This is a genomic window from Dyella soli, from assembly GCF_054482295.1.
Genome location: NZ_JBTFFU010000002.1, coordinates 55703 through 67866 on the forward strand (window position 1 = coordinate 55703; position 12164 = coordinate 67866).

Annotated in this window: 15 protein-coding genes; 10 read left to right on the top strand and 5 right to left on the bottom strand. The window is 65.7% G+C overall.

The features are described 5' to 3' along the window. A complete protein-coding gene (locus tag ACXU4B_RS10575; protein WP_131412725.1) occupies window positions 1-363 on the top strand; it encodes a nuclear transport factor 2 family protein in 363 nt (120 codons plus the stop codon). Between the two features lie 182 nt (window positions 364-545). Here the strand turns inward: ACXU4B_RS10575 and ACXU4B_RS10580 are convergent, their stop codons facing one another. Continuing rightward, window positions 546-782 (bottom strand): tautomerase family protein, encoded by a 237-nt coding sequence (locus ACXU4B_RS10580; RefSeq protein WP_131412723.1) that lies wholly within the window; start codon window positions 780-782, stop codon window positions 546-548. On the opposite strand from ACXU4B_RS10580, the gene ACXU4B_RS10585 reads away from it, so the two are divergent. The 6 genes from ACXU4B_RS10585 (at window position 775) to ACXU4B_RS10610 (ending at window position 5960) form a co-directional block, all read left to right on the top strand. Beyond that, a complete protein-coding gene (locus ACXU4B_RS10585) occupies window positions 775-1029 on the top strand; it encodes a hypothetical protein (RefSeq protein ID WP_165583244.1) in 255 nt (84 codons plus the stop codon). The two genes, ACXU4B_RS10580 and ACXU4B_RS10585, sit on opposite strands and share 8 nt — an antisense overlap. Continuing rightward, window positions 1026-2117, top strand: coding sequence for a redoxin domain-containing protein (locus ACXU4B_RS10590; protein WP_240734172.1), 1092 nt, complete (start codon window positions 1026-1028; stop codon window positions 2115-2117). Before ACXU4B_RS10585 ends, ACXU4B_RS10590 begins: the two co-directional genes overlap by 4 nt. Window positions 2118-2160: 43 nt before the next feature. Further along, window positions 2161-3228, top strand: a complete 1068-nt coding sequence (locus ACXU4B_RS10595; RefSeq protein ID WP_131412719.1) for an alpha/beta fold hydrolase — start codon at window positions 2161-2163, stop codon at window positions 3226-3228. Between the two features lie 50 nt (window positions 3229-3278). Then, window positions 3279-3764, top strand: coding sequence for a cupin domain-containing protein (locus tag ACXU4B_RS10600; protein WP_205746606.1), 486 nt, complete (start codon window positions 3279-3281; stop codon window positions 3762-3764). A 141-nt stretch (window positions 3765-3905) separates the two neighbouring features. Next, window positions 3906-5504, top strand: a complete 1599-nt coding sequence (locus tag ACXU4B_RS10605; protein WP_131412717.1) for a hypothetical protein — start codon at window positions 3906-3908, stop codon at window positions 5502-5504. A 75-nt stretch (window positions 5505-5579) separates the two neighbouring features. Then, the gene (locus ACXU4B_RS10610) at window positions 5580-5960 is read left to right on the top strand and encodes a VOC family protein (RefSeq protein WP_131412715.1); all 381 of its coding nucleotides are present in this window, start codon (window positions 5580-5582) and stop codon (window positions 5958-5960) included. Between the two features lie 330 nt (window positions 5961-6290). Here ACXU4B_RS10610 and ACXU4B_RS10615 read toward each other — a convergent pair whose 3' ends face one another. The 4 genes from ACXU4B_RS10615 to ACXU4B_RS10630 form a co-directional block, all read right to left on the bottom strand. Next, window positions 6291-7175, bottom strand: a complete 885-nt coding sequence (locus ACXU4B_RS10615; protein WP_131412711.1) for an EamA family transporter — start codon at window positions 7173-7175, stop codon at window positions 6291-6293. A gap of 128 nt (window positions 7176-7303) precedes the next feature. Further along, entirely contained in the window at window positions 7304-9079 is a 1776-nt protein-coding gene (locus ACXU4B_RS10620; RefSeq protein ID WP_240734171.1) for a tetratricopeptide repeat-containing diguanylate cyclase, read from the bottom strand. Between the two features lie 11 nt (window positions 9080-9090). After that, a complete protein-coding gene (locus tag ACXU4B_RS10625) occupies window positions 9091-9384 on the bottom strand; it encodes a hypothetical protein (protein WP_131412709.1) in 294 nt (97 codons plus the stop codon). A gap of 130 nt (window positions 9385-9514) precedes the next feature. Then, window positions 9515-10351, bottom strand: coding sequence for an SAM-dependent methyltransferase (locus ACXU4B_RS10630; RefSeq protein ID WP_205746605.1), 837 nt, complete (start codon window positions 10349-10351; stop codon window positions 9515-9517). A 211-nt stretch (window positions 10352-10562) separates the two neighbouring features. On the opposite strand from ACXU4B_RS10630, the gene ACXU4B_RS10635 reads away from it, so the two are divergent. The 3 genes from ACXU4B_RS10635 (at window position 10563) to ACXU4B_RS10645 (ending at window position 12160) form a co-directional block, all read left to right on the top strand. Beyond that, on the top strand, window positions 10563-10826 hold the full coding sequence (locus ACXU4B_RS10635; RefSeq protein ID WP_131412707.1) for a hypothetical protein: 264 nt from the start codon (window positions 10563-10565) through the stop codon (window positions 10824-10826). A gap of 133 nt (window positions 10827-10959) precedes the next feature. After that, complete coding sequence (locus ACXU4B_RS10640; protein ID WP_165583243.1) at window positions 10960-11514, top strand: DUF2059 domain-containing protein; 555 nt, start codon at window positions 10960-10962, stop codon at window positions 11512-11514. A gap of 238 nt (window positions 11515-11752) precedes the next feature. Beyond that, complete coding sequence (locus ACXU4B_RS10645) at window positions 11753-12160, top strand: hypothetical protein (RefSeq protein ID WP_131412703.1); 408 nt, start codon at window positions 11753-11755, stop codon at window positions 12158-12160. Window positions 12161-12164 lie beyond the last annotated feature (4 nt).

Below are 12164 nucleotides of genomic sequence, written 5' to 3' on the forward strand. Positions count from 1 at the left end.
ATGAGCGACGATCAGGCGGTACTGGACCTGGCGCATCAGTACCTGCGCAGCATCTACGAGGGCGACACGACGGGACTGCGCGAGGTGTTCCATCCCGGCGCCCGCGTCGAAGACATGGTGACGGGAAGCTTCCGCTCGCGTACCGCGGAGCAGTACATCCAGGCTGTCGCTTCGCGCCAGAGCCCGGCGGCGGCCGGCGAGCCGTTTGCCATGAAGCCGCTGGCGGTCGAGGTACTGGGTGACATGGCGACGGTTACGGCGGAGCTGCGCTTCCTCGGCAACCACTTCTACAACGTGCTTTCGCTGCTTCGCTGCGAAGGCGGCTGGCTGATCGTGCACAAGCTGTTCGGTCCGGCCGGTTGAGCACGTCAGCTGCATCGGAAAGCACGGTCCAGCCAAGGCTCGCCGTGCAGTAGAAGCCCCGGATCAACGCGTTCTTCACGGTGATCATCGTCGAACGCACGCGCCGCGCCGCGCCGCCGGCATGCTACGACGGCCTCCGTCGACGGCGTGCGACGGTGCAGCGAGGGATCGCCTGCGGGGGCCTACTTCGATGCCGCCTGGCGCCTTCGTCGAAACTCGAGCGCCGGCAGGCCGCCCCAGCCCCAGTTGTCCAGGGGCACTTCTTCGATCACCACAAACGTCGATTCCAGCGGCTTGTTGAGCACGCGCAGCAGCAGCTCGCTGACACCCTTGATCAGCTCGGCTTTCTCTTCCGCAGTCGCGGCGTCACGGCCGGGGCCGGATCCTTCACGGGTTATCTGGATGGTGACGATGGGCATGTTCGTGGACCTCGCGCGGATCGACCGGATGATGGTGCTTGCCTTCGCGTCGACAGGACGTGTGGTAAGCATGCAGGCCGACGTGAGGCATGCCATGACAATCGATCGGGCGCAGCAATTCCATCGCACCAAGGTGTCACCCGGCATCCGCGACGACGGATCGCAAAACCTTGCCAGTACTTGCGCGCCGGCACGTGTGCACCCATGCCAAAGCTTCATGGACGATGGGGCAGGACTGGCGCCATGACATCGCATGGGCGCCTGTTGCTGTCGGTACTCGCCTGGCTCGCCTGGGCCATCGCGCTCGCGGGCCCGGCGGACCAGTCGCCTGCGACGGCGGCCACGACCGGTGTGCTGGATCTGCCGGTCGAGGGGCGGTTGCCGTCCCTCGATGGCGCGACCGGGTGGGTCGACTCGCCGCGGCTGTCGCCGACCGACCTGCATGGCAAGGTCGTGCTGGTCGACTTCTGGACCTATTCCTGCATCAACTCGATCCGGCAGTTTCCGTATGTCCGTGCCTGGGCGCAGAAGTACCGGGACCAGGGCCTCGTGGTGATCGGCGTCCACTCGCCGGAGTTCGCCTTCGAGCGGGATGCCGCCAATGTTCGCCAGGCGCTGGTGGACCTGCACATCGGGCCTCCCGTGCACACCGCGATCGACAGCCGGCACGGCATCTGGCAGGCCTTCGACAATGCCTATTGGCCGGCGCTCTACTTCATCGATGCCAGGGGAAACATCAGGCACCACGTCTTTGGTGAAGGCGAGTACGACAAGTCCGAGCGTGTCATCCAGCAACTGCTGCGCGAGGCCGGGGCCAGCAACGTCAGCCGCGACCTGGTCGTCGTCGACGGCCGCGGCGTCGAGGCCGCGCCCGACTGGGATGAGGTGAAATCCCCGGAGTCCTATGTCGGCTCCGAGCGGCGCCAAAACTTCGTATCCACCGGCGGCAGCCTGTTCAAGGAACGCAGCGACTATGCCGTGCCCGCGCAACTGAGCCTCAATCATTGGGCGCTCGCCGGCGACTGGACGGTGCAGCCGCAGTCCGCCGTGCTCAACAAGCCCAATGGACGCATCGTGTATCGCTTCCACGCGCGCGACCTCAACCTGGTGATGGGCCCGGCGGCAGCGGGCACGCCGGTGAGATTCCGGGTGCTCATCGACGGCAAGCCGCCAGGTGCGGCGCACGGTGACGACACCGACGAAAACGGCTACGGCAAAGTCACCAAACCCCGCATGTACCAGCTGTTGCGACAGCCGCCGCCGATTTCCGAGCGGGAATTCACCATCGAATTCCTCGACCCGGGCGTGGAGTCGTTCGTGTTCACCTTCGGATGAGCCGACGCGTCGTGAACCTTGAGTCAAGCCGAGGAGGTTCGATATGAACGACACCGTTCCGGCGGAGGACATCGACCATGGTCGCCGCCATCTGGTCGGCGCGGCGGCAGTAAGTCTTGTCGCCGCGCAGCTTGGCGTGGCCACGATGGCCAATGCCGGGCCGGGAGAAAGCGGGCAGGCAACCCAGCCCGCGCCGGGCAGCGCAGGGCAGGCCTCGTTCGGCGCGCTCAAACAGGTCGATGCAGGCGTGCTCAACGTCGGCTACGCGGAGACGGGACCTGCGCATGGACCCGTCGCGCTGCTGCTGCATGGCTGGCCCTACGACATCCACAGCTATGTCGACGTTGCGCCCCTGCTTGCCTCCGCGGGCTATCGGGTCATCGTCCCGTATGCACGCGGTTATGGCTCGACCCGCTTCCTGGCGGGCGACACCATGCGCAATGGCCAGCCCTCCGCGCTCGCGGCCGACACGATCGCCTTGATGGACGCACTCAAGATCAAGACGGCAACCATCGGTGGCTTCGACTGGGGCGCGCGCACGGCCAATATCGTCGCGGCACTGTGGCCGGAGCGCTGCAAGGCGATGGTGTCGGTGAGCGGCTACCTGATCGGCAACCAGGCGGCGGGCAAGGTCCCGCTGCCGCCCAAGGCCGAACTGCAGTGGTGGTACCAGTTCTATTTCGCCACCGAACGCGGCCGCGCCGGTTATGACAAGTACCGGCATGACTTCGCCAGGCTCATCTGGCAGCTCGCCTCGCCGAAATGGAGCTTCGACGACAGCACGTTCGATCGTTCGGACGCCGCCCTCGACCATCCCGATCACGTCGACATCGTCATCCACAACTATCGTTGGCGGCTCGGTCTTGCCGAAGGCGAGGCCAGGTACGACGCATATGAAAAGAAGCTCGCCGAGGGGCCGCTCATCACGGTGCCGACGATCACCATGGAAGGCGACGCCAACGGCGCGCCGCATCCCGAGCCGGCCGCCTATGCGAAGAAGTTCTCGGGCAAATACGCCCACCGCAACGTCGATGGCGGCATCGGGCACAACCTTCCGCAGGAAGCGCCACAGGCATTCGCCAAGGCGATGGTCGACGTGGATCGCCTTTGAATGGCGATGGCGCGTTGCGCGTCCCGCGGAGACACCACGGAGGCAACGGTATGCGTCATGACAGCTTGGTGGTTTCAGCGATGGCCGTATGGATGGCATGCGCGGCGCCCACGCTGGCTCACGCCGGTGGTTTGCCCACCCAGAGCTTTGGCTCCGTGTTGCCGGAAGACGTGCACTTCGAACCATTCGCGGCATTCCCCCCGGGTGCGCAGCTCGCCGTGCTGGTGGGCAATCCGAAGAGTCCCGGGCCCTATGTCGTCCGCGTCAAGGTGCCGGGCGGCGTCAAGCTGATGCCGCACACGCATCCCGAGGATCGTATCTACACGGTGATCTCCGGCGTGTTCTACATCGGGCTGGGCAAGACCTTCGACGCATCGAAGCTGGTTGCCTACGGTCCCGGCAGCGTCATCGTGCTGCCGGCGAACACGCCCCACTTCCACTGGGCCAGGTCCGGCGAATACGTCACCCAGGTATCGGGCAACGGGCCGCTGGGCATCGAGTACGTAGAGCTCAGCAACGACCCGCGCAGCCACTGAGCAAGTGTCCGCGCAGTCGACGATGTCCGTGCTCTGTGCCCTCACCATGACCGATGTGCTATGGCGTTCGATCAGTAGCTGACCGGCCATTTCTCCAGCCAGAGTGGATGTTCTGCATCCACCACGGGAAGGAGACCACCCATGCGAGTCGCAAGTGAGGGTCACGCACCATTGACGCCAGTCCGGCGCGGACGCCTGATGCTGGGAACGGTGAAGCCGTTCACCGGATCGCCCACGCATATGCTCGACATCGGCGCGTCCGGCACGGGCGTATTTGCTCCCGCGGCACCGACGACACTCGTGCCTGGCGGAGGCCCGGTGCTGCAACGGCCGACGATCATGCCGATTTTCTGGGGTGCCGAGTGGACCTCACCCAGTCCGCCCATCGCTCCGGCGACCCTGCTGGACCGGCTCAAGACCATCATCGACGGCAGCTACCTGGACGGTCTCGTCCAGTACGGCTTCACCGGCAAGCCGACCTTGCTCGGGCCGCGCTACGTGACCAACACCGAGCCGGCGGCCAGCACCACGGTGGCCGGCTGGTCGACCGAAGGCGTGAACCTGCTGCGTGGCCTGATCGATGCCGAGCAGATCGCCGAGCCCGACGAGGACTGGTCGCGGCTGACCGTGATCTTTCTGCCCTCGACGGTGGCATACCCGTCCGACAGCACGGGAACCACTTTCGGCTTCCACAGCTCGTTTCAGTGGGTGGACTACGACCTGCTCGACGTCGATGACGACCCGGTGCGCTTTGCCATGATCGGCACCGCGCCGTTCGGTGCCATTCCCGGAATCGACATGGCGACGTATTCGTTCTCGCACGAACTGGTCGAGGCCATGACCGATCCGGACGGTGCCAGCGGCTGGCGCCAGTCACCCGGAACGGGAAGCGCATCCGCGGATGAAATCGCCGATTCGCCATGCAACCAGATTGGCCGGCTGGACGGAACCGCGGTGGCGTCGTATTGGTCGGACGCCGACAACGCGTGCATCATCCCCAGCCTCACGCGTACCGCGTTTTTCGAGGTGTCCGACCGCCATCTGGACGCCGAGGTCGATGGCCCGGAGCAGTCCTTCCATGTGGAACGCGATTGCGGGCGTAATCACCACTGGTCGGGCGACTACACCTATCACATTGCGCAGCGCCATCTGACCGTCACCCTGCAAGGCAAGCCAAGGAACTGGATCAACCCGACGGGCGACTGGATCGTGGCCGGCCAGAAGATCACCACGGCCGCGCAACCGGTCAGCGTGAACCTGCCGGTCAGCTTTCCGGGCTATCCGGATGCGGTCACGGCCAACCGGCTGGTGACGCTTACCGCGACGGCCACCAACGACACGCTCGTGCTGGTCAATGATCCGGCTGACGGCAGCTATTCCGTCCCGGTCGTGTTCGAGGTGACCGAGACCTTCAATGACGGCAATGCGCAGGCGCACAAGGAAACCTGGACGCTGGACGTCGACATCGACGGGCAGGAGATCGTCTATTCGCAGGCCTATATCGACGCGCTGAGTCGATGCATGCAGCAGCAACTCTCCACCATGACCCGCGACATGAAGGGACTGCGCGAGGTCTATGCGGAATTTGCCGAGCTGCTGAGGACGCACCGCGGCCCGCCCATCGACCAGGATCCCATCGCCGGGCTGGCGCGGGCGGCTGAGCGGGGGCTGCGTGAACTGCGCGACCTGGCGAAGGATGTCCGGCGCAGCCGGGTGATCCTGGGTCGCGACAGCGGTTGATCAGCTGCCCGCACGCGCGCTTGCGGTCCGGAGTGGATACCTTCCTGTCTCCGAACAAGCCCGGAAGAGGACGTCATGCACTACTCCCGTCTTTGCGCGCTGCTGATCGACTGCCAGACGCCGGATATCGACCAGGCCGCCAGCTTCTGGGCCGAAGCACTGGGGCGGCCGGTCGACCTTGACCACCCCGGCACGCGCGGCAATTACCGCATGCTGGACACGCCGGAGGGCGAACCCATCGTGCAGATCCAGCGTGTCTCGCACGAGAGCCGGGTCCACCTGGACATCGAGACCGACGACATTCCCGCCGAGGTGGCTCGCCTGGAGAGGGCGGGCGCCCGGGTGGTGGATCGCCTCGAGCGTTGGGTCGTGATGCAGGCGCCTACCGGGCAGCGTTTCTGCGTGGTCCGGGTGCAGCGCCCGGGATTCCCGAAGAATGCCAACCGCTGGGACTGAGCCGCGCCGCTTTACGGATGCACAGGATGGCGTAGCCTTCGACTGGCAAGATGCCATGCAGGGGCTGGCCCCGGTAACTTGCGACCGGGCCGCCCCGACGGCGGCCCGACCAACCATGACCACGAGCGAGGAATCGAGATGAGCAAGGGTATGGATTCAAAGAAGAGCGACAAGAAAAAGCCGGCGAAGACCATGAAGGAAAAGAAGGCGGCCAAGGACGAAAAGAAGCGCAACGCCAAGTAAGAGGGTCTCCCTCGCGCGAACCGCGAGGCATGAGGTCGCCGTCCCCCGTGGCCGGCGACCACGACCAGCCCGCCCTGCCAGTGGCGGCTAGGTCGCCAGCGGCTCGCTCAGCGCGGGTCGACGCACGCTCAGCGCCGTGCCGGCTGCCGCCACGATGATCGCCACGATGGCCAGCCACTGCAGCAGGCTCAGCCGTTCGCCCAGCAAGGCCACGCCGGCCACCGCCGCAATCGCCGGCTCCAGGCTCAGCAAGGTGCTGAAGGTGCGCGCGGGCAGCCGGGTCAGGGCCATCATCTCCAGCGAATAGGGCAGGGCCGAACTGAGCAGCGCCACGCCCAGCGCATAGGGCAGCAGCGCCGGCGACAGCAGTGCGCTGCCGGCATGCGCGACCCCGAACGGGATCGCCAGCAGCGCGCCGATCGTGGTGCCCAGCGTCACCGCGTCACCACCGTAGGCCGCCCCGGCCTGCTTGCCCAGCACGATGTACAGCGCCCAGCCCACGCCCGCAGCCAGCGCATACATCACGCCGACCGGATCGAGCGCATGCATCTGCCCGCGCAGCGGCAGCAGCAGGGCCAGCCCCGCCACCACCAGCGCGATCCACACGAAATCGACCAGCCGGCGTGAACCGAGCAGGGCCAGCACCAGCGGTCCGGTGAATTCCAGCGCCACCGCGATGCCGAGCGGAATCGTGCGCAACGACATGTAGAACACCAGGTTCATCGCGCCCATCGCGAGTCCGTAGCCCCAGATCACGCGCCGGCCGCGCCGCATGCCCAGCCGTCGCCACGGCCGTCGCCATGCCAGCATGATCAGCGCGCTCAGGCCGAGTCGATAGGCGGTGGCGCCCTGGGCGCCGACCTCGGGGAACAGGTGCTTGGCCAGCGACGCGCCACACTGGTACGAGACCATGCTGATCAACAGCACGCCGATGGCGAGCGCGACCGGAGCAGCGGCGGAACGTGGAGACATGAGCGCAGTGGCGATGGGCAGGGGATCCACGCATGATGCCCGCAGTCCCGCCCGAAACCCACCATCCGGGCCGCCTCGGCGCCGCCATTGCTGACAGCATGTGGCAGCAATGGCGGCGCAGGGCGCCGTCAGGCTTCGACCAGGCTGCCGTCCTCGGTATCGGCGATGACGCGATTGCGCCCGGTGCGCTTGGCGCGATACAGCGCCGCATCAGCATCATGGCTCAGCCGCTGCAGGCCATAGCCGGAAGTGTCGGTGGCGGCCAGGCCGACACTGGCGGAGAACGACACGGCAAAGCCGTCGCCATGGACCGGCGTGGTCTCGATGGCGACGCGGATGCGGTCGGCAATGGCCATGCCCTGCTCGCGGGAGCACTCGAGAATCAGGATGCCGAACTCCTCGCCGCCCAGTCGGCCGAACAGGTCGGTCGTGCGCAGATGCTCCCGGCAGATGGCCACGGTGTGCCGCAGCACCGCGTCACCCGCCGCATGGCCGTAGGTATCGTTGACCTGCTTGAAGTGATCGAGGTCGATGAAGATCAGGCAGCCCGCGCCGAGCTTCTTCTCCAGCAGGCGCAGGGCGCGTTCGACTTCGCTGATGAAGTGCTGGCGGTTGAAGATGCCGGTGAGGCCGTCGTAGCTGGACAAGCGCTTGAAGCGAAGCTGGGAGCGCTTGAGCCGGTACATCCATAGACACGCGGAGGCCAGGAACACCAGCAGGAAGGCGTTGTACAGCCGGCCGGTCTCGATGGCCTTGGTGGTGAGTGCCTGCTGCAGGCGCAGGATGTGGTTCTGCTTGCTCAGCCCTTCGGTTTCGAGCTTCTGCACCTGCATGCGCTGCTGGGACACTTCATAGGCCAGTGTCCGGGCCGTGATGTCGTTGAGATAACCCTTGTCCTGGGCCACAAAGTGTTCGTAGTACGACAGCGCGGCGCTGTGGTGGCCGCGCTTCTTCTCTACCCGGTAGAGCACCTCGTAGGCATCCCTGAGCCAGTCACTGAGGTCGCCCGATTTGCCCATGGCCACGACAGCCAGCGCCGCCTTGCGCGCATTGCCGTCGTCACCCAGCCTCGCATAGGCCTGCGCCAGCAGGGCCTGATAGGCCAGCGTGTGGTTGTAGTAATGGTTGGCGTTGATGCTGGGGCTGATCTGCCGGAGCAGATCCAGCACCCTGGCCGGCTGGCCCTCGTCGAGGTAGAGGTTGCCCTTGAGCAGGCGCATGGTGTTGGCGAACACCGGCTGCCCGGCGGCCAGGCAGGCATCGATGGCGTGCTGCAGCCGTGGACTGGACGAGCTCAGGTGCTTGCTGTCGTAGAGCGCGGTGGCCTGCATCGACAGCGGGTTGCACAGCGTTTCGCCGGGAGGAAGCGAGTCCTCCATCATGTGCGCATACGTGATGGCCAGGTCGTACTGGCCGGCGAAGGTCATCAGCTGCGACAGGTTGGCCAGCACCGTGAAGCGCGCCAGCCGGTCGGTGATGCCCGGCAGGTCGGCCGCCAGCCGGTTGGCCAGGGTGAAGGCCTCCTCGTAACGGCTGTTGAGGCCGAGATCGTTCATGAGCAAGGCGGACGCCTTGGCCACCAGCGTCTTGTCGCCGGAGTGGTCGATGACGTCCTGCAGCATGCCGTTGGCCTTGGCGTAATCGCCCTCGAAGGCCGTCTGCCACGCATCGAGGTAGCGCAGGTGCCATTGCTCGCCTGCCGACAGCTGCGATGCGTCGAGGTGGATCTGCTCCAGCATCCGCACGAAACGCGGGTGGTCTTTGGTGCGTACGCTCTCGGTCTGGTCGAGAAACGCGGCCGGGTCGGTGACGGAAGTGGCGGCATGGCCAGGCTGCACGAGCGCGCCACAGGCCATGCCCGCCAGTGCGGGCCATGACCAGAAGCGGCGCGGCAGCCGGATCAAGGTGCCTTCGCTTAGGCCAGGGACGAGGACATGTCTTCGTCGGTGGCCGGGACATCCTGCGGCTCCGCGTCCGCATCATCTTCCGGCTCTGCTTCCTCGTGGCCCGTCTGCGAACTCTGCGGGGAATACATCGGCTTGTGGCCTAGCTCCTGGGCGAGTCGCGAGCTGTCGCCCGTGGCAACGGCAGCAGTGAGTGCCGCCGACGCCTGCGCCTGCTCGAGCTTGCTCTTCAGCTCGTCGGCCGGGGCGTGACGCAGCGAAGCATCCCGCCCGATCGCCTCGAGCCATTCGATCGTGTCTGCCATGGGTATCCCCTGTTCCCGTTGATGGTCATGCAACCAGTCTCCGAGCATGCAAGCATGGTGCCACGTGGCAAGCCGCAGGCTGGTGCCTGATACAGGCCATCAGTGGCGTCCGGCCATGGCGCCACGTGCGTCACGCAGGGGCACTTTCGCGCTCAAGCTGGTCCAGTGCCGCCAGCCGTTCGCGCATGGCCAGGTTCGGCTTCAGGCCGGCAGCCGGCGGCAACACCACGGTCTCTTCGGCCGGCAGCTCGACCTGCGGCAGCTCGCGCAGGCGCACGCGGCGAATGCGTGGCTGCTGGATCGGCAGCGTCGCCGCCCGGTAAATGATGACTTCGTGGTCGAGCGGATAGTCGCGGCTGAGCAGGTCCACCAGCACCTGCCGGTACGCCGAGCCGGTCTGGAAGCGGGCCAGCGAGCGATCGCCGACCAGTCCGACCTGCCACAGCACCAGGTAGGCGGTGGGGTCGATGCGTCGCTCGAACAGCAGCAGTTGGCTGGCCTCGTAATGCTGGCAACCGAAGCGCCCCGGATCGATGCCAAGGTCTGCATACAGGCAATCCTCGGCGGAGATGCCAGGCTCCATGTGGGCTTCGAAGCCTTCCGCACGCGCAACCTCGACGGCCTTGTGCGGCGACCAGGCGAAGATGCCGGGATGGCCGTAGAACACCCCGCAGACACGCCGGCCCGCGCGGACCTCCGTCATCATCAGCTCGACCCACTGGCGGTAGGTCTGCATCCGCGACTTGCCTTCCTGGTAGTAGGGCTGAAGGCTGCGCACATCGGGGTGCATGCGTTGCAGCCACATCTCCACTACGCCGTCGGAAAGCGCCGCGAACACCACGTCCGCCTGCTCGATATGGCTACGCGCCAGCGGCGTGAGGTGGGAGCCAAGGGTCATGCCCATGCCGATGCAGGCCAGGCGGCCGCTGCGCGTGTGGACGGGTGCAAACAGAGGAGGAGTCGTCATCGCGTGATAGTAGGGCAAGTGGTTGAGACCGGAGCCGCCGGGGTAACCGTTCCGCCCGGCCTGCGTCCGTGTGACCGTACAGGCAATTTCTTGCGCTTCGGCAGGCGTGGCCGCTGGTTTGACTTGGCGCGTCTGGCATCAGTAATTTGCGCGAGCCAGTGGGCGCCATGGCATGCAGCACCGGGCGCCTTCAACAACAGGGGAAACAAGCATGAGCATCACTTGGGGCAAGACGGTCTCCGTCTGGTGGAGCGCTGCCTGGCGCGGCGGCATATACGGCTTCATCGGCGGCTTCGTGCTGGGCTTCATCGGTGGCGTCACCGCGGCCGTGCTGCATACGCCGGAGAAAGCGCCCATCTATGGCATGGTCGGTGGCTATATCGCCGCCATCCCCGCTTCGATGCTTGGGCTCAAGCAGGCGCTTTCCAAACACCTCGCTTCGCTGGCGGCGATTGCCAACGGCACGTCCTCCTGAAGAACGGCTGCGGTCGCGCTCGGCAGGCACTACAGCGCGGGTCGGCACCGGCCTGCGCGACATCATGGGCAGCTTCGCGCCGCCAACGGCGCCGGGCTGCAAGGCAAGGCAATCCAGGAAGGGGGAAACGGCAATGCGCAAGTGGCTCGCGGGTGTGATGCTGGTGGCGTGCCTGGTCAGCCCGGCGATGGCGGCTGACCAGGTGCCAAGTGATGCTTCGCTGCATCAACTGCTGGATGCCTTGCACACCCGCGCCCAGGTGGACGGCGTATTGGCCAAGGCCGCGGAACGGATCCATTCCGGCGTGCTGGCCGGTCTTGGCAACACCACGCCGGACGCTGCCCAGTGGAAGATGCTGCAGGAGGGCGAGCGCCGCATGGTGGAGCTGCTGAAGCGCGAACTGACGTGGGAGCAGGTGGAGCCCATCTATCTCGACGTCTATCGCAAGCGCTTTTCGCAGCAGGAGGTGAACGACATGATCGCCTTCTACAAGTCGCCTTCGGGCCAGGCCCTCCTCATCAAGATGCCCCTGGCCACACAGGACGCCACCCAGATGGAGGCCGAGAAAATGCGCTCGCTGCAGCCGGAACTGACGAAGATCGGCCAGGAAACCATCAGCCAGCTCAAGGCCTATACCGCCAGCAAGAGCGGCGCTCCCGCCCCGGACAGCATGGCTGCGCATGACTGACGCCGAGTTGCGCGCCACGGATGACGCGCGTGGCTGCCGCCCTTTCAGGTTGGCATTCTTGGCGCATCGGCGAGGCGGGTCCGCGCTCAACCAGAAGCGGAAACCTGATGATCCAGGCAGCGAAGCGCAAAGGTAGTGTTGCTGCAAGTTGGTGCGCCGGCTTGCACGTGTGGGCGACAACGCGAGCCAGCCATACCGGTTGGCTCGAAGACTGGGGGATGTCGTGCTCAGGAAACTGATGGTTCTGTTTTTGGCGCTGGCATCATTACCTGCGGCGGCCGGTTCGCTATGCCCGGCGAAGACGAGTGATGGATGTGCTTCGCTGTTCGCTCGGGATATGTCGGACATCATCAAGAAAGTTCGCACCGGGCGCGGACCTTTCCAGCTTGTCGCAGTGACCTCGTCAGGCAGCAAGGTGATCATGACGTATCGCGGGGAATTTACAGCCCAAGAGTTCGCCGACTTCCTGACGAGCCAGGGAGATACGAAGGAAAACTTCTTGGGTTTTACCCACGCGGATTTCGCAGGCTATCAATGCGATGGCCCGATCAAGGACATGGTGGGACTCGGCGTGCAGGTCCACAACATCCTTACCTTCAAGGACGGCAGCGAGCTCGATTCCTTCGACTTGGCACCGTGTCAGTAAAGGC